23 protein-coding genes are annotated in these 22503 nt (G+C 44.2%); 10 read left to right on the top strand and 13 right to left on the bottom strand.

From position 1 onward, the window contains the following. Window positions 1-617: 617 nt before the first annotated feature. From luxS to ACHUFW_RS17160, 3 genes are all read right to left on the bottom strand, one after another. On the bottom strand, window positions 618-1127 hold the full coding sequence (gene luxS / locus ACHUFW_RS17170; RefSeq protein ID WP_394204713.1) for an S-ribosylhomocysteine lyase: 510 nt from the start codon (window positions 1125-1127) through the stop codon (window positions 618-620). 150 nt (window positions 1128-1277) lie between these two features. Beyond that, the gene (locus ACHUFW_RS17165; protein WP_394204711.1) at window positions 1278-1574 is read right to left on the bottom strand and encodes a BolA family protein; all 297 of its coding nucleotides are present in this window, start codon (window positions 1572-1574) and stop codon (window positions 1278-1280) included. A gap of 123 nt (window positions 1575-1697) precedes the next feature. After that, window positions 1698-2327: an alpha-ketoglutarate-dependent dioxygenase AlkB family protein gene (locus tag ACHUFW_RS17160; RefSeq protein WP_394204710.1), complete on the bottom strand. Its 630-nt coding sequence runs from the start codon at window positions 2325-2327 to the stop codon at window positions 1698-1700. 171 nt (window positions 2328-2498) lie between these two features. Between ACHUFW_RS17160 and ACHUFW_RS17155 the strand changes: the two genes are divergently transcribed. Continuing rightward, complete coding sequence (locus ACHUFW_RS17155) at window positions 2499-3647, top strand: methyltransferase (protein ID WP_394204709.1); 1149 nt, start codon at window positions 2499-2501, stop codon at window positions 3645-3647. Between the two features lie 131 nt (window positions 3648-3778). On the opposite strand, the gene ACHUFW_RS17150 is transcribed toward ACHUFW_RS17155, so the two are convergent. The 5 genes from ACHUFW_RS17150 to ACHUFW_RS17130 all read right to left on the bottom strand — a co-directional run bounded on the left by ACHUFW_RS17150 (window position 3779) and on the right by ACHUFW_RS17130 (window position 9572). Then, complete coding sequence (locus ACHUFW_RS17150) at window positions 3779-4924, bottom strand: DUF4405 domain-containing protein (RefSeq protein WP_394204707.1); 1146 nt, start codon at window positions 4922-4924, stop codon at window positions 3779-3781. 190 nt (window positions 4925-5114) lie between these two features. Next, on the bottom strand, window positions 5115-6653 hold the full coding sequence (locus tag ACHUFW_RS17145) for a winged helix-turn-helix domain-containing protein (protein ID WP_394204705.1): 1539 nt from the start codon (window positions 6651-6653) through the stop codon (window positions 5115-5117). A gap of 163 nt (window positions 6654-6816) precedes the next feature. Then, a complete protein-coding gene (locus ACHUFW_RS17140; RefSeq protein WP_394204703.1) occupies window positions 6817-7677 on the bottom strand; it encodes a sterol desaturase family protein in 861 nt (286 codons plus the stop codon). A gap of 80 nt (window positions 7678-7757) precedes the next feature. Further along, a complete protein-coding gene (locus ACHUFW_RS17135) occupies window positions 7758-8813 on the bottom strand; it encodes a DUF2804 domain-containing protein (protein WP_394204701.1) in 1056 nt (351 codons plus the stop codon). Window positions 8814-9014: 201 nt separating this feature from the next. Beyond that, window positions 9015-9572 (bottom strand): porin family protein, encoded by a 558-nt coding sequence (locus ACHUFW_RS17130; RefSeq protein ID WP_394204700.1) that lies wholly within the window; start codon window positions 9570-9572, stop codon window positions 9015-9017. Window positions 9573-9805: 233 nt separating this feature from the next. On the opposite strand from ACHUFW_RS17130, the gene ACHUFW_RS17125 reads away from it, so the two are divergent. The 6 genes from ACHUFW_RS17125 (at window position 9806) to ACHUFW_RS17100 (ending at window position 14752) form a co-directional block, all read left to right on the top strand. Then, window positions 9806-10723: a LysR family transcriptional regulator gene (locus ACHUFW_RS17125; RefSeq protein ID WP_394204698.1), complete on the top strand. Its 918-nt coding sequence runs from the start codon at window positions 9806-9808 to the stop codon at window positions 10721-10723. A 145-nt stretch (window positions 10724-10868) separates the two neighbouring features. Next, complete coding sequence (locus ACHUFW_RS17120) at window positions 10869-11441, top strand: porin family protein (protein ID WP_394204696.1); 573 nt, start codon at window positions 10869-10871, stop codon at window positions 11439-11441. A gap of 100 nt (window positions 11442-11541) precedes the next feature. After that, window positions 11542-12111 (top strand): YajG family lipoprotein, encoded by a 570-nt coding sequence (locus ACHUFW_RS17115; RefSeq protein WP_394204694.1) that lies wholly within the window; start codon window positions 11542-11544, stop codon window positions 12109-12111. 39 nt (window positions 12112-12150) lie between these two features. After that, window positions 12151-12735, top strand: a complete 585-nt coding sequence (locus ACHUFW_RS17110) for a peptidylprolyl isomerase (RefSeq protein ID WP_394204693.1) — start codon at window positions 12151-12153, stop codon at window positions 12733-12735. Between the two features lie 142 nt (window positions 12736-12877). Beyond that, the gene (locus tag ACHUFW_RS17105; RefSeq protein WP_394204691.1) at window positions 12878-13207 is read left to right on the top strand and encodes a hypothetical protein; all 330 of its coding nucleotides are present in this window, start codon (window positions 12878-12880) and stop codon (window positions 13205-13207) included. A gap of 129 nt (window positions 13208-13336) precedes the next feature. Further along, window positions 13337-14752, top strand: a complete 1416-nt coding sequence (locus tag ACHUFW_RS17100; protein WP_394204690.1) for an AmpG family muropeptide MFS transporter — start codon at window positions 13337-13339, stop codon at window positions 14750-14752. 53 nt (window positions 14753-14805) lie between these two features. Here the strand turns inward: ACHUFW_RS17100 and ACHUFW_RS17095 are convergent, their stop codons facing one another. Beyond that, window positions 14806-15291 carry a YajQ family cyclic di-GMP-binding protein gene (locus ACHUFW_RS17095; protein WP_394204688.1) on the bottom strand — a complete coding sequence of 162 codons (486 nt, stop codon included), beginning with the start codon at window positions 15289-15291 and terminating at the stop codon, window positions 14806-14808. A gap of 159 nt (window positions 15292-15450) precedes the next feature. On the opposite strand from ACHUFW_RS17095, the gene ACHUFW_RS17090 reads away from it, so the two are divergent. Then, a complete protein-coding gene (locus ACHUFW_RS17090; RefSeq protein WP_394204686.1) occupies window positions 15451-15819 on the top strand; it encodes a VanZ family protein in 369 nt (122 codons plus the stop codon). Window positions 15820-15821: 2 nt separating this feature from the next. Further along, window positions 15822-16757 carry a ketopantoate reductase family protein gene (locus ACHUFW_RS17085; protein WP_394204684.1) on the top strand — a complete coding sequence of 312 codons (936 nt, stop codon included), beginning with the start codon at window positions 15822-15824 and terminating at the stop codon, window positions 16755-16757. Window positions 16758-16806: 49 nt separating this feature from the next. On the opposite strand, the gene ACHUFW_RS17080 is transcribed toward ACHUFW_RS17085, so the two are convergent. Next, complete coding sequence (locus ACHUFW_RS17080) at window positions 16807-17577, bottom strand: substrate-binding periplasmic protein (protein ID WP_394204682.1); 771 nt, start codon at window positions 17575-17577, stop codon at window positions 16807-16809. Between the two features lie 634 nt (window positions 17578-18211). On the opposite strand from ACHUFW_RS17080, the gene ACHUFW_RS17075 reads away from it, so the two are divergent. Beyond that, window positions 18212-18889 carry a phosphatase PAP2 family protein gene (locus ACHUFW_RS17075; protein ID WP_394204681.1) on the top strand — a complete coding sequence of 226 codons (678 nt, stop codon included), beginning with the start codon at window positions 18212-18214 and terminating at the stop codon, window positions 18887-18889. Here the strand turns inward: ACHUFW_RS17075 and ACHUFW_RS17070 are convergent. From ACHUFW_RS17070 to kdsA, 3 genes are all read right to left on the bottom strand, one after another. Beyond that, window positions 18845-19726 (bottom strand): multidrug transporter, encoded by an 882-nt coding sequence (locus tag ACHUFW_RS17070; RefSeq protein WP_394204679.1) that lies wholly within the window; start codon window positions 19724-19726, stop codon window positions 18845-18847. The genes ACHUFW_RS17075 and ACHUFW_RS17070 overlap by 45 nt on opposite strands. Window positions 19727-19845: 119 nt before the next feature. Next, window positions 19846-21384 (bottom strand): AbgT family transporter, encoded by a 1539-nt coding sequence (locus ACHUFW_RS17065; RefSeq protein WP_394204677.1) that lies wholly within the window; start codon window positions 21382-21384, stop codon window positions 19846-19848. 207 nt (window positions 21385-21591) lie between these two features. Then, window positions 21592-22440 carry a 3-deoxy-8-phosphooctulonate synthase gene (gene kdsA, locus ACHUFW_RS17060; RefSeq protein ID WP_394204675.1) on the bottom strand — a complete coding sequence of 283 codons (849 nt, stop codon included), beginning with the start codon at window positions 22438-22440 and terminating at the stop codon, window positions 21592-21594. Window positions 22441-22503: the final 63 nt, after the last annotated feature.

Below are 22503 nucleotides of genomic sequence, written 5' to 3'. Positions count from 1 at the left end.
TCAGCACAGATAAACCTAATCACACAGTACAAATTTAATTATACCAATCGGCATAAAGATGTGATCGCTCAGCGAGAGTTTAGCGCTTCTGAGACACAACGAATGAAGGGCATAGTTACTCTAGGTTCAAGTTAGGTTACACTGTATCAGAAGTGCTAAAACTCGCCCTTTGGGCGCTTTTTGGGCTGCCTACTTCTTCGTTGAATAACTTCCCACTAGAACCTCGATTACTTAAGTTATTCGTCTCGAACCAGTTTGCCAAAAATAGCTCTGAGTAGATCACTTTCTTATGCTGATTGGTATTATACCAATCGGCATAAAGATGTGATCGCTCAGCGAGAGTTTAGCGCTTCTGAGACAAGGCAACGAATGAAGGACATAGTGACTCTACGTTCAAGTTCGTTGACACAGTATCAGAAGTGCTAAAACTCGCCCTTTGGGCGCTTTTTTGGCTGCCTACTTCTTCGTTGAATAACTTCCCAATAGAACCACTATGACTTAAGTTATTCGCCTCGAACCAGTTTGCCAAAAATAGCTCTGAGTAGATCACTTTCTTATGCTGATTGGTATTAGACACAAAAAAAGCGGCTAATGCCGCTTTTTGTCATATTTAGCGATTACAGGCCGTGTAAAATCTCATCGCTGAGCTTTAGGTCGTCATTACGATTGACATTAACACCTGCCGCGATAATGGACTTAGCAATGGCTTGAGCCTCTTCTAACGAGTGCATCTCGTAAGTACCGCATTGGTATTCATTAAGCTCTGGGATTTCATTTTGATTAGCGACTTTTAGTACATCTTTCATTGCCGCTAACCAAGACTCTGCCACATCAGCTTCTGCTGGTGTGCCAATTAGGCTCATATAAAAACCCGTACGGCAGCCCATGGGTGACAAATCGATGATCTCGACCGAGTCACTATTTAGATGATCGCGCATAAAGCCAGCAAATAAATGCTCTAAAGTATGAATGCCGCGCTCACTTAATATATCTTTGTTAGGCGCACAAAAACGTAAATCGAAAACCGTAATGGTGTCACCCTTTGGTGTCGTCATGGTTTTAGCAACGCGCACAGCTGGTGCATGCATACGAGTGTGATCTACAGTAAAGCTATCTAATAACGGCATCTAACATTCTCCAATTTACTCAATACGATTGAGCCTTGTGTCCTGACGATTTACTAACATAGAAGCTTATTAAGCAATTGTCAGCTTTTTGTATCGTCACGACACGTTGATATTTTATTTGATTTATCTAAACCCTGGTTGTTTTAAACCTTAACCTCGGCATTTAGGCGAGTCTGGCACATTGGCCTGTTGCCACTCTTCTTGGGTATAGGTGTGCATCGCTAGCGCATGTAAGCCATTTTCAAACTCTTGTGCAAGCGCACCGTTGACCTGGCGGTGGCGACTGATAAGGCGTTGGCCGTCAAATGCGTCACTGACCACAATCACTTTAAAGTGGGTTTCAGAGTTTGGCGGAACATGGTGATTATCACTTTCATTGATCACATCAAGGTGGGTTGGTGATAACGCGGCGGTGAGCTTTTCGATAATAAGCTGTTCTACTGACATAGGGCTCTTCTCTTTCAAGCAAAAATGCAATGGCGGCAGATTACTTGCTCACCTAGCAAAGGTCAATGTTAACTGCAGCAATAGTGATCTGCTCCAAGCCATCACCACTTCAGTTAAGGATACTCATTTGCGGAAGAAAAACGGCGTTAATTGGCGAAAAGTGAAATTAATCCTAGGCTCTTTAACCTTTAACCTTTTCGGTAACGCGTGCTCCCACTGCTGCTGCATTGGCCAATGCATAATGAGTAAATCACCACAACTAAGCTCAATAATATGCTTAACTTGAGTCGCTTTATGTCTCAATACAAAGTCTCGACTGGCGCCAATAGATATCGAGGCAATATCAGAGCCTGGAACAAACTCTGGCTCATCATCACTGTGCCACCCCATCGATTGCTCACCATCGGCATAATGATTGACCAACACGCCATTAGCGTTAATGCCAAAATCACGCTGCAATTGCATTCGTAGTCGATTGACGTAATACGGCCAAGCTTGTGCTTGAATCATTATCCCTGAAAATGCGATATCACAGCCTTCATCGCCAAACCAAACCTGAGAGCGCGGGATAATGTGCTTTTTACCAAAAACCTGGACTTGCGGCCGTTGATAGGGATAAGTGTCAGATTCCTGCAATAACAAATTTTGCTGACTCACAGTCAAATAGTCCCGCACTACAGTGATAGGTGGTGCGGGCTTATCTACACTAATCTCTTCAAGCGCTAAACTGGCTTGTGTTGGACGTTTACCCATTTTTCAGTGACTCATTTCAAACTGTGATTTTACCGTATAGCGGTGAGTGACTTCTGTCGACTACTATACGTTAGCGCGAGTGGAAAAGTGCACTTACACTGAGGACCAGATAATATACCTTAGCGATTAAATCTGCGATAATCGCGCCACTATTTTAAAGCGACTCGTGTTATGACTACCCAATTTTCTGTTGCTGATCTTCAGCTCAGCCTGCACCGTTACCCAAAGCAGCAAGTGTCCAACTTGCAAGCCTGGGATTCGGCTGATGAATACCTGATCAAACATTTGGCTGAACAGCAGCAACTTAGTGCCAAGACCTATATTATTAACGACAGTTTCGGTTGCCTAGCAGCAGCGCGGTATCTACAAGAAAGACACAGCCCTCTGATGGTTGAGACCGATGCTCGCACCAGTCAACTTGGCACTATAGCAAACTATGCCGACAATCAACTCAACGCTGATTCGATTAGCTGGCATAACAGCCGCGATCCAATCCCAGCAGACGTTGATTTAGTGTTGATGAAACTGCCTAAAAACCTTAATTATTTTAGTCATCAACTTAAACGATTATCGCAAACGCTTGCCGCTGGAACCAAAGTGCTTATTGGGGCTAAAGCAAAATCTATCAACAAGGCATTGCTGACCACGATTGCAAAACATCTCGGTGAGGCCAATGCTAGCCTAGCGTGGAAAAAAAGTCGCGTAATCACCTGTATAGCTGATGGCCGCCCTCGACCATTACCACAACCCGTCAATTGGCCTGTCGCGGAGCACAACCTCACACTTAGCAACCTATCAAACGTGTTTGCCGCCAATAAACTTGATATTGGCGCGCGGATAATGCTGGATAATCTGCCGACTGGTGAGTTTAAAACGATTGTCGATTTGGGATGTGGCAACGGCATACTCGGTCTTTGCGCAGCAAAACAATATGACCATGCCGATGTTCACTTTGTCGACGACTCTGATATGGCCATCGCATCAGCAAGGGCAAACTGGCAACAAAACCAAACAAAGTTAGGCCAGAGTCAAGGCCACTTTCATTGGGATGACTGCCTCACCCATTTCGATACGCAGATTAAACCAGACCTCATTCTTTGCAACCCACCTTTTCACCAGGGCGAAGCGATTACCGACCACATTGCTTGGCAGATGTTTAACCAATCCTATCAAGCATTAGCAAATAACGGCATATTACATATCGTCGGTAACCGACACCTTAACTATCACGTTAAGCTCAAGCGTATTTTCCATAACTGTGAGCTGGTCGCCTCTAACGGTAAGTTTGTCATTTTACAAGCGCAAAAGCGCCTAGACTAGTTGGTAAAGTTAGCTAGGCTACATTGGCCGGTTAAGTTAGTCGGCTAATTTGGCGGGCTAAGTTGTTCGCCACCAAAATAGCTCGCTTAAAAACCAGTAAGGGATTTCCCTTGCTGGTTTAACATGACAAGCTATTCAACATGAACGAGCACTCTATCGACCAAATGCAATGCTGATGTCATGCCCTGAAGGTCGGTGTAAATCTGGCCATCTCGCCCAGAATGATGACCGCGACCCACACGCTTCATACTGACAAACTCATCTTTGCTATCCAAATCAATAATCGCTTCATAAACGATTGATGGCTGTGCAGAAAAACCACTGCCAGAATAGATCTCATCATCCGGGAATCGGTCACTAGAATAGTACTCATTAAAGTCAAATGACTGGTTTAGCTCCATTCTAAGTCGATATTGCCCAGACAAGGGCTGATTAAGCGCGCTACGATAAATAAAGTGACTATCCATGGTTGCACCACTGTATGCATCAGCCACTAATTTAGTGTCGTTCTCTGGTATATATTGACCGCCGTGATACTGGGCTAACTTGTGCAAAAACACAGGCAGAGATTCCGTTCTAAATCGGCTTGAACGACTTTCAGGCTCGACAACAAGATCAAAATCATCCTCCAACTGGTAACCTTGCTGCTCAAAGGGATTATGGGTAAACACAACACTCTGATCGCGCTTGGCAACACGATTATCAAAACGGTTATCCGCCAACTTCTGGGTAACATAGATAGGCTGTACCAACTTGCCGTCCATGGTTTCTAGCCATATCGCATATTGCGGCCATTGAAATGCCGCACCAGCAGTGAACTCGACCGATAAATTAGCTAGCCCATTACTACCTTGCTGGCGCCGATCTAACACAAGGTAACTAATGTCATTACTCTGGACGGCTAAATCACTACTGCGTAATGTCATACCCCACTGATAGAAGCTGCTAAACGGGGGTAAATTCATCAATGTAGCTAAGGTCAACATTGAAAATGCCATAATGCTGACTGGCATTGATAATTTACTGCGGGCTTGCTTACCAAGGTTGCGCAAACTGAAATAGTTCTTTAGCGGCGCCCAGTTGTAGAACATATGCCAAACTAACATCAATAACATGCTAGTACCGACAATGGTGTGCAACATCGCGATGAGACTATTGTGTCGCTGAGTAAACATCAGCAAAGAAGTGATCAGCATGATAAGCAGGCAACAAAAAAGTGTCATCCCCACTAATGCGCGCCAGTTAATCCATTTAGAAAATATTGAGTTAGAGAGCATTGTTAAGCCTTCATTTGTTAAGTCATGCCCGCAGCTTTACAGTTGCGGCCAGCTAACACATCAAAAACTTTCTAAAACTTTCTAAAATCCAATTAATTCATAGAGTAATCAGCCTTAACACCCTTTGAGAATTAAGCTTGTTCTGGCGGCCACGGCATCAAAATCGAATTAATTAATGGCTCAACCATGACTAATCGTGATGGTTGCGACGACCTAATGACTTGGGAATGGTAATAGGCAAAGACTGTTGCTGAATTTGCTGACTGGCGGCCTGCAAATATTGGCGAGATTTGTTCACATCCCCTTGTTGTAAGTACAGACTCGCCAACATCAGTTTCACCGTGCTGGTTCCCATTGGACAAAATATTTGCTGATGAAATTTAAGCGCCGATAATAGCGAGGTTTCTGATGCCCGGTACTGTTGCTGCTGTTGCTGCAATATCCCCTGCAGTTCATATCCATAGGCGCTAAAAAGCAGATCGTTTACCTCAGCGCTGGCTGCAATGGAGGTGTCGAGCGCACTTAATGCCAACGCAATATCTTGAAATTGATAACTGCGCGCTAACCAATAATACAACTGTCCCTGAAGCTCACCGCCTTGATTTTGTGCTAAAGCATGCTCAACTTGTTGCTGAGCCAACTGAAATTGCTGTTGTTCTACAAACCATTGCGCCGACAACAAATGAATCCGTACATTGGCAGGTTCAAGTGCTATTAAGCTACTTAATAACTGCTGCGCTGCAGCGTGCTGATCGTTACCATACAAAGCAACAGCTTCAAACACTAAGGCATGATTAAGTTCGCTTTGATAATCCAACCGCAAAGCAGATTGACCATCATCAATATACGGCTTGATTCGCTGCGCCAATTGATTTAAGCCGTCATCAACACTGGCGCTGAATATCACCCCTTTCTTAATATCTTGTCGCAAATGCAATTTGTATCCGAGTTGATACTGGCGTGTGGTGCCGCTGAGTTGAGTTTCCACCACTACATCCGCGCCGCTACGATTAAATACTGGCAACATTGATTGCAAACCAAAACCATCAGCTAACTGCAAACTATCACGCAAATTTAATACATAGCTGATGTCCATCACTTTGCCGCGATGGTTGAGTTTTCCTATCAACTGCTCCATGGCCCCTAATGGCACCCAGCGATGATCTTCGCCGGGCACTTGATTATCAATAGGTAACACAAGGACTGTGCCATTGGTCAGAGGCGAACTGCGATTCATCTGTACTTGCAGCCAATAAATCATCACCACTGCCAAAGCGACCAACAGTAAACTCGCTACAGCGGTTCGAAAGAATCGTTGCTCATTAAAAGGTTTGGTTAACGAGCTAACCAACGAAGTTTGTCGATGAACTGATGTTGTTTGGCTTGGACTGTCAGCCAACACGTTATTTCGCGCTGGGCTATCTGAGACCGGCGCAACCTTAGCTATCCAGGTATAGCCTTTTCTTGGATGAGTTTGAATCACCTTATGTGGCGCAAACAGTCGACGTATTTCACTTATGGTTTGAAAAAGCACTTGCTCATCGCAGCAAACGTCATCCCAAACTTGGTTGAGCAGATCGGCTTTACTACTGATCTGTTGCTCCGACTCAATCAGCGCCAGAATTAATGCCAAGGTTTTCGGTCTAATCTCTACTTGCTTGTCCTCAAAGCGCACATAGCGCTGCTGACAATCAATATAAAACCCCTCTCCTTGATAACCGTTACTCACCTAACCTTCCTGTACAGCGACATTTAACTAACTGCTCGAATAGTAAAGCAGTGACTCACTTTTTAATAGAAAAGTATCAAGCGATTCTGTACTAGCGCTTTACACCATCAACATCTAACAGTTTATAATCAATTGAAATAAAATGAAAAATATTAAGATATAGCTATTTATCTTGGTGAGTCCGAGGCGGCAAAAACAGAATTTTTAGACGTTGTTTCCAGCTTAGGTTCGCCTGAAACGCTTCACTAAACATGTCACGCCATTCACTAAATGTCACCACCAGCGGATTAAAACTATTGACCGGCTTAGTGATCCCATAAACCACAGTCTGCTTTTCAGGCTCAAAGGTGCCAAACATTTTGTCCCATATGATGAGAATGCCGGCATAATTTTTATCAATATATTGCGGGTTGCGACCATGGTGCACCCGGTGATGCGACGGGGTATTAAAGACCCACTCCAAAATTCCTAGCGTTTTCACCGCCTGAGTATGCACAAAAAACTGTAAACCCAAATTCAGAAGCACCACAAATACGACCCAGTTGGGGTCGAAGCCAACAATCACCAGCGGTAGCCAAAATACCCACATTCCGGCTAATGGATAGGTCAGGCTTTGACGAAAAGCAGTACTAAAGTTCATGTTCTCAGAGCTATGGTGAGCGACATGGGCCGCCCACATCCAACGCACTCGATGACTTGCACGGTGAAACCAGTAATAACAAAAGTCCTGCGCTATCATCAAAACAACAAACGTTGCCAGCGTCATTTGAATATCGAATAAGCGCCAATCAAAGACTTGCAAATAGAGCGAAGCAATAAACAGCCCAGCTAAGATATCAGTCAACTGATGCATCCCAGCTAATGCGAAATTACACGCGACTTCGGGTAAGTGGTAACGCGCGTTTTGGGGTAATTTATTGCCCCTGTCCCCCAGATACCATTCCAGCATAATGCACACGAAAAAAATTGGCGCTAGCACCAGTAAAAGTACTTCAGGGTGTTGTATCAGTGAATTAAAATCCATCTTTTGTATTTCCCTTTATCCGTCACTTTACCAAGTCGATAAACCATAACGGTGATTTGGTGATTGACTAAGCCCCTCAGTTACCATTTGGCAAAATGGTCTTCAGTCAGGCCTAAGGTGTTAATGATTTCATGTTTTTGGCCAAAATTATCAATAACATAACCATCAAAATATCCGATATATTGACGAAAGTTACTTTTTAACAGCCACAAATTTAGCTTTTCAAAACGGCTATCTACCGAGCTAAAGCGTAAATTGACTTGGCCGTTATCTGAAAAGACTCGCCATATACCACTCGATTGACCTCCTGGTTGACGAGTGAATTGAAACCGAACTGGCCCAAGCAAATGGCGCTCGCCATCATGCCAAAAGACATTCTCGGTTGTGCCGGTCTCATTCACACCTGCAGCTAAATTCAAGCCAATGGATCCGGTCGACGTTAACGCGTTAATGCTTGCCCAGCGCCAGCTGGTTTCGCTGCGCATATATCCAGCCGAAAAGTCATACCCCGCACAAACCCGTTGCAAAGGTTGGGGTTCGTCGTTAATAAACAAGCGTCCTAACACCTTCAACCCATTGTGCTTCTGGGTATAGGTCCAGCCGTTATATCCTGTGGGGCTGCACATCGCCATGGGCAAACTTAACGCAGCAGGTTGTAAGCTCAACTCGGCATCAATGGCTAAACTTTGTAGCGTTAAATGCCAAACACCATCAACTATCTCCATTTTAAAATGGCCTTTACGCCCAGAGATCGCCGCTACGCCATTGAATGGTGATGCCGAAGTTTGATAACCCAAACCCAGTGGCTTAAGCCAATTCGATTCTAATAGTTTGCCGCGCTTGATGTCATACAGGTAACAAAATGCGCTGCCTAAATAACGAATATCTGCCAATGCAACACCGATGATATAGTGAGGTGTGACAATGCTAACAAACTGAAACTGTTTATAATGAAAGTGCTTAGCCCACTTTGAGGCATCACTATCCATGCATGTCTTATAGTGAAAATCCTTTTGCCCTAACGTGGTAACTGGGCCATCAAAATGGCCAAATATGACCTTTCCTTGTTCATCCACGAGCGATGTTGGCGCCTCAACACTGGTCAAAATCGGCGCTGCCCAGGGTTTCCTTGACATGTATCTGCATCCCCAAAACATTTTGATTATTTACTCTAACGCGAAGTGTGCAGTGTTGAAACCCGTATGCGCAGAAATGTTGAACTTTTGTAAAAATCAGCAGGAATTTTAGGTGATTCAGCTAGCATTAAATAGTTGAGATAATTGAAACATTAGCTAAAAAAACGCAGTGAAGTGCTCACACTTCACTGCCAAGCTTTACTAAAAACGATAACTCACGCCAATATTAAAATTCTGTACCGTCAAAGTCTGAATGGGTACATATTGATACTCAACATTGATGCCGATGCCTGACTGAAAGCGCAGCTGCCAACCTAGCGCACCGTAAAAGTCAGTACCATTGCTATCGACCTCTTGTGATGGCTCACCACCAATTCCTTCGAGCAGAGTATATTGCAACTGATTTCGACTAGCGCCAGCTTTCAAATATAAGCTATTACTTTCAGATAACGGGTATTGTCCGTAAAAAACAGCTCGGTAACCTCGATAATTAATATCGGCGATGCGAGAGAATATCCCGCCTATTGCCCCTGCTATACCACTTGAACCTGCAAATGCACCGGCTTCAACGCCAATATTAGCGTTCCACATATAGCGATAGTAAATATCACCGACATAATTATCACCGCCACTGGAACTATGATTTTCCGTGCTATCTAGATCTTGAACTCCAAGGCCAACACTCGCACCAATAATGTGGGGGGACTGTGCCTGAGCCGTACCTGCCAATAGGCCGACTAATAATAACCAACAACGCATATTGATTCCCTCTAATACGCAACAATTACAACACTTGATAGGACAAACGCTAGCATGAAATGCTTTTGTAGCACTTACAGCAAAACGTTTACACTAGCGTAACCACACCTATACCCAATAAAAAGAATATTTACCCTAAAATTAGATAGATATCGTAAAAATCAATCACTCTCGTGCATTAAATGCAAATATCAGATAACCTCAACACTTTGAGTTTTTGTTAAAAGTGTGCTGTGAAAAAAGATATTGATCTTAATTTACTCAAAGTACTAAGCGTACTTTTAGAGGTTAAAAATACAAAAAAAGCGGCAGAAATATTGTGTCTCAGCCAGCCGGCAGTGAGTCGCCAACTGGGGCGCCTGCGCAAACATTTTGATGATGAGCTATTCATTAGAGGGGCTCATGGGTTAAAGCCAACCGCAAAAGCGCAAGAACTAGCGGTACAGCTGCCTGCAGCGATGAACATGCTACATAGTGTGGTATCGGGTAACCCAGCATTCGATCCTAAGCGCTACAGCGGTAAACTCAGTATTGCCATTAATGGCTTTATTGCACAATGGCTAGCGCCGTCGCTGATTATGCGCATTAACCAACAAGCCCCCAATGTGGAACTCCACATCCTTAATTGGGAGCATGGCTCAAGTGCATCACTTAATGACGGTAAAATTCACCTAGGGATCAATTACTCGCCTTATAACCTATCTAGCCAATTTACTCAGCATAAAATCGGCCAAGATCAATTTGTTTTTCTTTGCCGAAAAGATCACCCACTTCAAGCGGAAACCATCTATATCGATGACTTTAGTCAATACCCGGTGGCATCATTCTTGATTCCAAACTGGAACGAGGAAGGCGCGGTTGTCGCGCAGGTTTTAAAACGCTTTAACATTGATGTCCAAGTCCCATTACGGACCAATCAATTGAGCATTTTGCTCGAAGCGGTAAAACATACCGACATGATAACCCCTTGCTCTCGCTTCACAGCTCAAAGCCTTAGTGATGACTACCGCACCTTGGAAATTGATCCTAGATTGACGATTCCCTATTCAAATATGGTGTCAATCATGCCCCATACTCATCGCAGTCATCCCGTCAATATCTGGCTAGAGAAACAGATTTGTCAGTGTATAGAGGAGATCACCAAAGCATAATCTCGGCCCCATCCCCATCATAAATAGACAACCAAGCTGCAACCCAAAATTTTGGAAAGTGACACGCGCCCTAATCACTAACATTAAGCTTTAAACAAGGTTGCGGCACTATATTAGCAACCTCAATTCGCTTATAAGCAGTCTTATGCCAACCTTACGATTTCCTACATTAGTTTGTAGCAGCTTTGCGTTGCTTTTATCTCACCATGCACACAGTCAAGAGTCGGCCCACTCTATCGGTGGCTCATTAGGCTATGGGTTTCATGAATTTGAAACAGCTGACAATGGCAGTCGCAACTTCAGCGACAGCATTACCGCCGATATCTACTATCGATATATGTTGTCATCTCACTTTGGTATCGAAACGGGCGCGACAACCGGTAGTGGCGGCACGTTTAGCATACTGTCCGACATTTGGGCCGATGTAAAAAAGCTTCAATATCAAGGGTTAAGAGCCAGCGCCTATGGTCAACTTCCGCTAAATCATCGTCATAGCTTGTTTGCTAAGGCCGGTATCACTCAGCAATGGATAAAATATGATTTAAAAATTGATGATGAACGCCGCAAAGTCAGTGATACTGACCGAGGTTTCTACGGTTCTGTCGGCTGGCAATTTCGTTTTAATAACGGCATGAAGATCAGTGCCGAATACCAACACGTACCACTAACACAGCTGACCTTAAGGAGCTATAACGTCGGTATCAACTGGCCAATTTAACCCTGCGAACCACGCCTGATGCCCATGGCAAGTCATCATAATTCTGGTATGCTGAGCAGCATTGAATTTCATCTTCATCGAATACAGCAAGAATAAAACAATGAAATTAAGACTTTTATCAATATTGGCAACCATCATGCTAGCCGGATGTGCTGGCACCCAACCCAGTCATATCGCACTCTATCCGCAAGCACCTAATGTTGAGGTTCAGACACAATCGGCACAACGAATCGCAATACAAACCATCGACACTCGCAAAGCCAATTTTGTCGTACGCATGCATAAGGGAGATGACGCAGCCAAGCTTATCAGTCCCAGTGAAACGCCAAGAAAGCAAATTGACAGCCTATTTAGATCCGGTTTCGCTAAAGCCGGCTATGTTGTTGACCCTGCAGCCAGTGAACACATTCAAATCCAATTAGAAAAGTTATTAGCAGACGTGAATGAAGGGACCTTCGGCTATGAAGCCAATACTGAAGTGGTGATTAATGTTATCGCGAGTAATAGCCGTAACCGTACTTTAACCAAACGCTATACCGCCAAAAATAATCATAGCGGCCCTTTCAGTCCAGATTTTGCAAAAATGGAGCTCGCCATTAACCAGCTAATTGCCGATCTCAGTCGAGATATATTGCAAGATCCTGAGCTAAATGAATTTATTCAACCTTAGATCAATCTGAATCAACATAACCACTAGAAAGGACAACTTATGACTCGTTGGCTCATCGCATGTGCATTGCTTACCGTTAGCGCTTTGGCACAGGCAGTTGATATTCAAAAAGACACCCTTTATCCGCAAGTAAAATTGGACACCAGTATGGGCACCATCGTCGTTGAACTCGACCGTACCCGTGCACCTATTACCGTTGATAACTTTTTAACTTATGTAGTTAGCGGCCAATACGACAATACATTGTTCCACCGTGTGATCGCCGAGTTTGTTGTTCAAGGTGGTGGATTGGATTTGAAAAAACAGCCACGTCCGGAAAATGACCCGATTGTCAACGAATCAGGTAATGGCTTATCCAATGGTTTAGGCACCATTGCGATGGCCCGAGACAATAACCCGCATTCGGCCACCAGCCAGTTTTACTTCAACGTGAATGACAATACTAACCTCAACCCTTCATCACGCCGCTGGGGTTATGCTGTATTTGGTGAAGTCATCGAAGGGCTTGAAGTGATTGAAGCCATGTCGACTGTCGCCACAGAGCACAATAGTCAACTTAACTGGCCTGATTTTCCTGTTGAAGATATCGTATTAAAAAAAGCTACCTTACTACCAAGAGAGTGAATTTAGCAGCATTTTTCACTAGGTTATTGAAATCTCACCAATGATAATAGTTCTCACTTGAGAACGGTTTTTTCTGTAAAGTTTTGAACAAATCGCCCTAGCTAGCACTATACTCAAATAGCACTAGCTAGGAGGCGATAAGATGACACCGAATGAGTTCATCGATAATAAAGCGCCCCAGCTGGCTCAATATGGGAAAGCGTTTTTGAGTAATCAACTCGATTTCAATGAGATCCAGCTTTATCTATGGGACACCCTAGAAGAGTGGCAGCAGTTTAACCACCAGGGTGAAGCGCAAACAGATATGGAGCGAGTGTTCTGGCACCTATTACATGCTTTTGACCGTTGGCCTGATTGGATGATTCGCGGCAATCAATTTTTGCGAGAGCAAATTGATGACTGCTGCGATTATTTAAGTATTGGCGGTAGTATTCCGTCTGGCTGTATAGGTATTAGACCAAGCTCTGAGTAATCCGTAAAGACCAAGCCCAGCAATGCCATGCTGGGCTTTTACGTTTTAATCAGACATCTTTGTTTTAGTTATAGTCATTTACATACAACCGTATTAAGCTACAGATACGCTCATTTCAGAATAGATCCAATGCCTCAAGCAATGTCCTCTCGATTAACTGCGGTTAAATCTAGCTTATCAATATACTTACATCGCCGCGTTTTATCGCTGTTGCTACTCGGCTTTTCTGCGGGATTACCCCTGATGTTGGTATTCTCAACGCTATCATTCTGGCTACGTGAAGCCGGCGTTGACAGAACAGCTATCGGCTATTTTAGTTGGGTTGCCATGATATACGGCTTTAAATGGGCTTGGTCCCCTTTGGTTGACCGCCTATCATTACCCATTCTCACACGACTCTTAGGACGACGCCGAGGATGGATGTTGTTTGCTCAGCTGTTACTGGTCTTTGCTATTTTAGGTATGAGCCAAAGCGATCCTTTGCAAAACCTTGAGAGCATGGCCTTTTTCGCATTATTGGTGGCCTTTGCTTCAGCAACACAAGACATCGTTATTGATGCATTTCGAATCGAGTCCGCTTCAGAAAAAATGCAAGCCGCCCTGGCTGCGGCCTATCAGGTCGGTTATCGCAGCGCCATGATTATCGCCACTGCGGGGGCATTAACAATCGCAGCTTGGGTTGACCCAAACTCTGATGCTTATCACCTCGGCTCTTGGCAAACAGCTTATTTGGTAATGGCTGGACTCATGGGAGTAGGTATCATCACCACCTTAATGAGCGCTGAGCCAGATATAAAAGTGCAACACGCCGATAAAGCTGAAGCAAAATTAAAGCAACAATATCTAGCTCACTACTCGCCGAAAGTGGCAGCTGTGTTGTCCTGGCTCAATACCGCTTGTGTTTTACCCTTTAAAGATTTCTTTAAGCGCTACGGTAAACATGCAGTATTGATCCTGTTGCTCATTTCAACTTACCGGATCTCAGATATTGTTATGGGCATCATGGCTAATGTGTTCTATGTCGATATGGGATTTTCTAAAACAGAAATCGCCACCTTAAGTAAGGTATATGGCTTGATCATGACCTTAGTGGGCGCAGGCGCCGGTGGACTGCTTGTCGCACGATATGGCACCATGAAAATACTGCTATTTGGTGCATTTCTGGTGGCAACCACCAATTTGTTGTTCGCCTATCAAGCCATGATTGGTTATAACGTGCCATTTTTAACCTTGGCCATCTCAGTCGATAATTTCAGTGCCGGTATCGCCACCGCAGCCTTTATTGCCTACCTTTCTAGCTTAACCACTGACGGGTTTAGTGCGACCCAATATGCGCTGTTGTCTTCAATAATGTTGCTATTCCCTAAGTTTGTCGCCGGTTTTTCAGGGGCATTTATTGACGCATATAACTATGTCACCTTCTTTATCGGTGCCAGCCTGATTGGCTTCCCCGTTATAGCCTTAGTTTGGGTAGTGGATAAATATGTCCCTAAGCCAAAGTCCAAACCGGAAGAACCAACCTCGTTACCCACTGAGCAAGCATAAAAAAGCGCGCCAAATGGCGCGCTTTTTTCATCACTCTCGTTATCAAAAACTCATTAGTCGCGAAAATTATTAAACTGAAATGGCTGACCAAGATCAGATTCACGAGCAATGCCCATCACTCGCTGCAAATCATCACGTTTTTTACCCGTCACGCGAATAGAGTCCCCTTGAATCGCTGCTTGTACTTTTAACTTGCTGTCCTTAATCAGCTTCACCAGCTTTTTCGCAACTAAGCTTTCAATGCCTTCTTTAAACGTCACTTTGATAGAAAAGGTTTTGCCGCTGTGAATAGCTTTATCTGCCACATCCATTGACGCTGGGTCTACATTGCGTTTACTGAGCTGATTGCGCAACATATCGACCATTTGCTGACATTGAAAATCTGACTCAGATGATAAGGTCACCTGATGGTCTTTATAAACAATATCAGTTTCAACACCGCGAAAATCAAAACGGCTATCAAGCTCACGTCTGGTGTTATCCACCGCATTTCGCAATTCCACTTCGTTGACTTCAGAAACAATGTCCATTGAAGGCATAACATTAACCCTTGTTATAACACTTTAAAAATTGCAGCTATTTTACCTGTGCCAGCCGCCTTGAGCAAATGCTCACTGCGGTCTAAGAATAGCGATTTTTGGTGACATCGCCCATTGATTTACCTATGATGAGCTAATCAAAAACAACCCAAGTTTACAGTGAAGCCACAGCAAAAATTTTTCCAAGTCGCCTTTCTTTTCGCCGTTATTGTGATCAGCTATTTGGTGTTCTCAAAGCCCAATTATCCGCAGCTATTTAGCAATATGGATAAAGTGGGTCATTTTGGAAGCTTCTTTGGCTTAGCATTCTTGACGCATTTCGCATTTAAGCTTAAATGGCTCACCTTGGTGACCGTGCTCGCAGCCTATGCCGCTTTTATCGAATTAGTGCAATCTAGGTTGCCTTATCGCAGTGCATCATTTGCCGATTTTGTCGCCGACATGTTAGGTGTTGGCGCATTTTTGCTGTGTTATTGGCTGGTCTCTCGCTACTTACGCGCCAGTAAAATTGATTCAACAGATACCTAGTCATGACATCAACACATATCTTACAAGGCAAGATTGCCATTCTAGGGGCGGGCGCTATCGGCCAGTCCCTATGTCACCAACTTCATGAGCTAGGCCAAACGCCAATTCTGATAAACCGTGGTGGTCTTGGGCAATACTATCAACAGCAACTAACGTTAATAGAGGGCAACCATCAGCATAAAATAATCAGCCCACTGGTCAGTAGCCAGCAGTTGCTCAACAAGCAAGTGGCTTTTAATGATCTCAAACTGCTGATTGTTACCGTCAAAGCCTATCAAGTGGTAGAAGCCCTGGAGCCTTTGCTACATTGCTTACCCAAACAATGCCATATTTTATTAATGCATAATGGGATGGGCCCCCATGAGCAAATAAAGCGGCAGATCACTCATCAAGGTTTAAGCTTAGGCACCACATCACAAGGTGCTTTATTAACAGAAAGTTGGCAAGTGCAAAAAACCGGTAGCGGTATTACCCAGATAGGCCACTTTTATGGTCCAAGTATGGATACTGCGATGCAGCAATGTCTTATGGGATTAGCAGACTGCCAATGGTGCGATGCGATTTTGCCTTGTTTATGGCAAAAACTTGCGGTTAACGTAGCAATCAACCCGCTAACTGCCATAAACCAATGCCCAAATGGCGCCCTTGCAGCCCCGCAATACCAAACAACCATTGCTCACCTAACAGAAGAAGTTGTCACTGTGGCTAATGCTGCTGGTATCAAGCTAAACCTTAACCAGCTGCTCGATAGGATCTATAACGTCATAGCGCTCACTGCAACTAACCGTTCATCGATGCATCAAGATATATATCATCAACGCATGACAGAAATAGAAGCCATCAACGGGTATGTTAGCGCCAAAGGCAAAGTATACGGTATAGCGACACCAACAAATGATGAAATGCTAGCCCAAATAACTGCGCTGCAATCAAGTTAGGCCTAACACCTAAAAACAGTAATTTAGTGTGTTTAAACAAGATAGCGCGTTAGTAAGATAACCCATAACTATGCATGACTTGTTTAATAACACCTTGAGCATGCAGCTCTGTCATACGTTTATCATAAAAGGTTTTTAAGGCTAATAATTGCTGCTCGGGCAATATTGGGGAAAAAGCCGCATAAATAGGCTCTGCATCTATACAGCCAGCATTAACAAACTCATTCTGTGCCCCTTGTAGCGCGAGCTCATACTCGACGGCCACCTGAGTAAACAGGAAACTATCAATACGGTTTAACCGCAACTTAGCGAAGCTTTGCTTGAGGTAAGTGCTTGGTTGACTGAGCACTTGAAACTGATGTGGGTGAGCGGTTTTGTATTGGTCTATTTCACCTAATGAGGCATCTAATACCACCCCAATTTGCTGATCTTTTAATGACGCTAAACCTTGATACTGCCAATCTGAATCCGCTTTAGTAAAAAAACACATCTTCTGCTGCCCAACAGGATAAGCAGGAAAGCGCAGGTTCGGTGCTTCCGTTTTCGTCGGGCCGAGCAACATATGGTAGTGACCTTGCTCAGTCAGTCTCACAGCCCGAGTCCATGGATAATAATCGATAGCCAGCTTAAATTCGCTATCGGCAAATACCGCTTCAACGATATCGATAATATATCCTGGTTGCTCACCATGCTGACAACTTTGAGGGCACCAATCAGTCGCAGCAACCTTCAGGGTTTTGGCTTCAACAGCCGCCGTCAACACCACCAGTAACAACAAGGGCGCTACCAAGCGATATAGCGGGAAAGTTTTCAATATCATGTTCAAATTGAGCTTGAAGTCCGTGCTGCTGCAAACTGCCAATAGTTTATCATTATCCCCTTATTACTGTGGCTGCTGTTACAAACTGTCACGCTGCTAACGATTACGTTTGCTAAGAGTCACACAACAAACCGGCCACACAATCATGTGTTCCATGCTTAACTGTCATCAATGAGCGATAACCTTGGACAAACTAATCATCCCTTTCCAACCCCATACATTAGCAACCATTAATATTAATGATAACCGAAACTTTTCTCCTCAGACCAGTCGACTCCTTTGAAAGCTGTTTAGCACTATTCAAACAGTCGCTAAGGAAATAAACTCGTACAACAAAAGAGCAAGCCATTGTTAGTACGTATTGATCTTTCGAGATGAATTTTGCAGCAGTGTGTGGAATCGTTACACAAGGCAGCGGTGTTGATATATCGTTGCGTTATTTGATTAGTCGGTAACCTAGAAAAAAGGCGCCACAAACACTACCCTAAGAGTTCAGCTAAAAGCGTGTTACTCTTTGTTGAGCGGTATTTTACTTAGCAAAATAGGTGGCAAGCTCCTCGTCGCGCTTAAGACGCTTTTGACTAGGCCCACCATCCGAACAAGATTTAACAGTGAAAGGTTAACACGTCCTAGTATGTCTCAGCCCCTTGATTCGATGTTTACCAGCTTTGCCCACAAAACCATGCTGCGGTTTTATTTGTTAATGCTTGCTGCTACCGCTACGGCAGTACTTTTTATCGACCGCCCTTTATCAACGCTGCTTTATGACAATCCTTTTAAGGGAAGCTTCCTTAAACTGCTGAGTCAAACACCATTAGCATTGCAAATATTAGCGGTGGCATGTGCACTGCTTTTAACCTTGAAAGCCTACAGAGAAAAGTTATTACCTCTAGTCAAACACTTAATACTAACCGCGTTATTGGCGAGTCTTTTTCGCTGGGCGGGCAAGTTGATTTTTGGCCGTACTTGGCCGGAAACCTGGGTCGATAATAACCCCTCTTGGATCCATTCACATGTTGAGGCTTTCCATCCTTTTGCAGCTGGACCTGCATATAACGCGTTTCCGTCAGGGCATACCCTGTTCACCGTCGCCTTAGCATGCTGCTTTTGGCATCACTTTCCTCAGTACCGAATCTATTGGAGTATTGGGATTGCTGCGGTATTTTTAGGCCAGCTGGGGCAAAACTACCACTTTCTCGGGGACACGTTAGCCGGGGCGACGTTGGGGGTTTTAGCGTGCCACTTAAGCTATCTAATCCTTAAATCATTATCCCCAAATCACCATAATAGCGGCGACGGCGATAAGCAATAGTGCGAGTAAATCATTAAATTTAGGCGGAGTTTTTAAATAAAACTTGGCAATCAATAGCGTAATAAAGACTTCAACCTGCCCCAATGTTTTCACTAATGCTACTTCTTGTAATGCCATCGCACTAAACCAACCAATTGAGCCTAGGCAGCTACATAAACTGATAGTAAATACCAACTTGCTAGGGACAAGTATGCGTTTTAATGTGCTCATTTGGCTGTAGGCTAAGTAACAAAGCAGCAGAAATGTTTGCAATATCACTACCCAAAGCAACACCCAAGCGGCATTGTGAAGATAGCCCAGTGGTAACGACAAAGCAGCTTGTCGAACACATAAAGATGTCAGCGCAAATGCACTGCCGCTTAGCACGCCAATTACCATAGTTTTGAGAGAAAAGCGGCTATCTTTAGCTTGACTCATCATCAACACCGCAATCGCGCCAATCACCACCCCGAACCAGCCGAGTAAACTCATTTGTGCGCCAAACAAGGCGACCCCCAGCAAGGCCGCTGCTAAGGCTTCACTCTTAGCAAGGCCTGCACCAATCGCATAATCACGCATCTTAAACAGTTGTACCATCAGCACGGTAGCTAAGATTTGCAGTAATGCCGCCGCCAAAATAAACCCGACAAATTTTGCGTCAAAGTCTATGCCAAATTTAGGAAGTTCAGCGGGCTGATATTGATATAAAAACAACAAATAGATCGCAATGAGCGGACCTGCCCAGATAAAACGGGCTAAAGTCACCCCAGCCACGCTCATGGATTGACTCAACTGACTTTGAAAAACATTACGCCAAGCCTGCATTGTGGCCGCAAGCAAGGTAAAGAAAATCCACATAGAGATAAAAATTGATGACTTGAGGGAGTTAGACTATCGTTAATTGCGCCGGTTTTCGAGACTAATTATGCAGTTAAGCAATAAAAAAGGGCTTCTAAAAAGAAGCCCTTAAGCAATTATTAGTAGGTATAACTCGCCCCAAGACCTAATGGGATGCCCATTGACCAGTAGAGTAACAACCAAGCACTCCAAATACTGAGTAACGCGATACTAAATGGCAACATCATCGAGATAAGTGTTCCAATACCAATCCCCTTGACGTAGCGCTGACAATAAACAACAACCAGTGGGAAGTACGGCATCAATGGTGTAATGATATTTGAACTTGAATCACCCACACGGTATGCAGCTTGCGACAGATCTGGACTAATATTAAGCTGCATTAACATTGGTACCAATACTGGGCCAATAAGCGCCCACTTCGCCGAAGACGAGCCGACAAATAGGTTAACGAAACCTACCAGTATGATCATGCCAATCACGGTGATTTCTGCCGACAGGTTCATGGCCTTCAAGGCACCAGCCCCTTCAACCGCAATCAGCGCACCTAAGTTTGATGCTGAAAATGCAGCAACAAACTGTGCACAGAAAAATGCCATCACAATATAGTGCGCCATACCGCTCATCGACTTAGACATCGCCTGAACCACATCAGCTGATGAGGTAAAGGTCTTTGTCAGATACCCATAAACCAAGCCAGGTAACATAAAGAAGATAAAGATCAGTGGCACGATAGATTGCATTAGTGGAGCACTAAAGCTAGTTAATGAGCCATTGGCATCTCGTAAAGTCGAGGTTTCTGACACCGTTAACGAAAAGAAACCGATAATGGCCGCAAACATCACTGCGGTTGCGATTCTGAACGCCTTAAGCTCTTTTGAAGTGATCTCTTCCATCGCAGGAATATCCACTTCTTCTCGATTTACCTTATGAGTACGATTTAGGCGAGGCTCAAGCACTTTATCAGTGAGATACCAAATCAATAGGGTAATGGGAATACACGAAGAGGCTGCGAAGAACCAGTTATTTAGCGGGTTAACTTGGATATCTGGGTCAACAATTTGCGCGGCCGATTGGGTAAAGCTCTGCAGTAAAGGATCGATACCTGACGGAATAAAGTTAGCACAAAATCCACCAGAAACCCCGGCAAACGCCGCTGCTATTCCCGCTAACGGGTGACGACCAACGGTAAAGAAAATCACCCCGGCTAAGGGAATCACTACCACATAACCCGCATCAGTTGCGGTATGAGAAATAATACCCACCAATACCACGGCAGGAGTAAGCAGTTTTGCAGGCGTCACTTTTAACATCTGCTTCAGTGCGGTGTTGATATACCCTGAATGCTCCGCGACCCCGACACCTAACATAGCCACCAACACCACGCCCAATGGCGCAAATGCGGTAAACGTCGATACCATGGTCGTTAGAAAGTGAGTAAGCGCTTCTGCACTTAGCAGATTAGTCACCACTATCGGTTGATCTGTACGTGGGTCAATGGCCTCAAAACTGATGCCCGATAGCGCCCAAGATAATCCCCAAACCGTAAACAAAAGCATTAAAAACAACATCGCGGGATCTGGCAGTTTGTTACCTACCCGTTCAATCCCATCTAATACTTTCCCCAGCCGTCCCGGTGACGCGGCCTCATGTGACATAACCTGTTTTCCTCTTCATCATTTGATTGCTGCTTAGCGTACGATTTCCGCACCCTACAAGTACAGCTATTTTAATATAGCAGCACCATACAGATGCACCCTGTAGCCAACCTTAAAATTCGATAGCAAACACCATTTAGTGTGAGCCAATAACAAAAAGCCCTGCAATATTGCAGGGCTTAAAGTCATTAATGTATCAACGCATACTTACTTACTGGTATCAATCGGCTCGAATGATTTCACTAAGTCGTCAATTGCTTTCATTTGAACTAGGTAGTTTTCAAGCTGATGCAAAGGCAATGCACAAGGACCATCGCATTTGGCTTCATCAGGATTTGGGTGTGCTTCAATAAATAGACCCGCTAATCCTAGTGCCATACCACTGCGTGCAAGCTCAGTCGCTTGAGCACGACGTCCACCAGCACTGTCGCTGCGACCACCTGGGCGCTGCAGCGCATGGGTCGCATCAAAGATAACGGGATAGCCTGATTGCTTCATCTCATCCATGCCAAGCATATCAACGACTAGGTTGTTATAGCCAAAGCTTGAACCGCGTTCACACAAGATAATTTCATCATTACCTGCTTCATTAAACTTGGTAATGATATGGCGCATTTCATGGGGAGCGAGAAACTGTGGTTTCTTAACATTGATAATGGCACCCGTCTTTGCCATGGCAACAACCAAGTCGGTTTGACGCGCCAAGAATGCTGGCAATTGAATAATATCGACCACCTCTGCAACAGGTGCACATTGGTAAGGCTCATGTACATCGGTGATTATTGGCAAATTGAAGGTCGATTTAATCTCTTCAAAAATCTTTAAGCCGGCTTCCATACCTGGACCGCGGTATGAATTAACCGATGAGCGATTGGCTTTATCAAACGAGGCTTTAAACACATAAGGAATGCCAAGCTTTTGCGTCACCTCTGCATAGTGCTCGGCAATCTGCATCGCCAAATCACGTGATTCCAATACATTCATGCCACCAAACAACACAAATGGCTTTTCATTGCTAATCTCTATCGCATTTAAGCTAATAGTTTTAATGCTCATCGATAACTTCTCTCTACCTTGGCCAAATATTATTGGCAAAAAACAATCTAACGTCTGTTAGCG

It is taken from the genome of Shewanella waksmanii, assembly GCF_043643685.1.
Taxonomy (GTDB): Bacteria; Pseudomonadota; Gammaproteobacteria; order Enterobacterales; family Shewanellaceae; genus Shewanella; species Shewanella waksmanii_A.
This window is presented reverse-complemented; position numbering and strand designations above follow the sequence as displayed.

Excerpts from the sequence above, each read along its gene's own strand:
- luxS (WP_394204713.1), bottom strand. The coding sequence starts at position 1,127 with ATGCCGTTATTAGATAGCTTTACTGTAGATCACACTCGTATGCATGCA.
- ACHUFW_RS17165 (WP_394204711.1), bottom strand. The coding sequence starts at position 1,574 with ATGTCAGTAGAACAGCTTATTATCGAAAAGCTCACCGCCGCGTTATCA.
- ACHUFW_RS17160 (WP_394204710.1), bottom strand. The coding sequence starts at position 2,327 with ATGGGTAAACGTCCAACACAAGCCAGTTTAGCGCTTGAAGAGATTAGT.
- ACHUFW_RS17155 (WP_394204709.1), top strand. The coding sequence starts at position 2,499 with ATGACTACCCAATTTTCTGTTGCTGATCTTCAGCTCAGCCTGCACCGT.
- ACHUFW_RS17150 (WP_394204707.1), bottom strand. The coding sequence starts at position 4,924 with ATGCTCTCTAACTCAATATTTTCTAAATGGATTAACTGGCGCGCATTA.
- ACHUFW_RS17140 (WP_394204703.1), bottom strand. The coding sequence starts at position 7,677 with ATGGATTTTAATTCACTGATACAACACCCTGAAGTACTTTTACTGGTG.
- ACHUFW_RS17135 (WP_394204701.1), bottom strand. The coding sequence starts at position 8,813 with ATGTCAAGGAAACCCTGGGCAGCGCCGATTTTGACCAGTGTTGAGGCG.
- ACHUFW_RS17130 (WP_394204700.1), bottom strand. The coding sequence starts at position 9,572 with ATGCGTTGTTGGTTATTATTAGTCGGCCTATTGGCAGGTACGGCTCAG.
- ACHUFW_RS17120 (WP_394204696.1), top strand. The coding sequence starts at position 10,869 with ATGCCAACCTTACGATTTCCTACATTAGTTTGTAGCAGCTTTGCGTTG.
- ACHUFW_RS17115 (WP_394204694.1), top strand. The coding sequence starts at position 11,542 with ATGAAATTAAGACTTTTATCAATATTGGCAACCATCATGCTAGCCGGA.
- ACHUFW_RS17110 (WP_394204693.1), top strand. The coding sequence starts at position 12,151 with ATGACTCGTTGGCTCATCGCATGTGCATTGCTTACCGTTAGCGCTTTG.
- ACHUFW_RS17105 (WP_394204691.1), top strand. The coding sequence starts at position 12,878 with ATGACACCGAATGAGTTCATCGATAATAAAGCGCCCCAGCTGGCTCAA.
- ACHUFW_RS17100 (WP_394204690.1), top strand. The coding sequence starts at position 13,337 with ATGCCTCAAGCAATGTCCTCTCGATTAACTGCGGTTAAATCTAGCTTA.
- ACHUFW_RS17095 (WP_394204688.1), bottom strand. The coding sequence starts at position 15,291 with ATGCCTTCAATGGACATTGTTTCTGAAGTCAACGAAGTGGAATTGCGA.
- ACHUFW_RS17085 (WP_394204684.1), top strand. The coding sequence starts at position 15,822 with ATGACATCAACACATATCTTACAAGGCAAGATTGCCATTCTAGGGGCG.
- ACHUFW_RS17080 (WP_394204682.1), bottom strand. The coding sequence starts at position 17,577 with ATGATATTGAAAACTTTCCCGCTATATCGCTTGGTAGCGCCCTTGTTG.
- ACHUFW_RS17075 (WP_394204681.1), top strand. The coding sequence starts at position 18,212 with ATGTCTCAGCCCCTTGATTCGATGTTTACCAGCTTTGCCCACAAAACC.
- ACHUFW_RS17070 (WP_394204679.1), bottom strand. The coding sequence starts at position 19,726 with ATGTGGATTTTCTTTACCTTGCTTGCGGCCACAATGCAGGCTTGGCGT.
- ACHUFW_RS17065 (WP_394204677.1), bottom strand. The coding sequence starts at position 21,384 with ATGTCACATGAGGCCGCGTCACCGGGACGGCTGGGGAAAGTATTAGAT.
- kdsA (WP_394204675.1), bottom strand. The coding sequence starts at position 22,440 with ATGAGCATTAAAACTATTAGCTTAAATGCGATAGAGATTAGCAATGAA.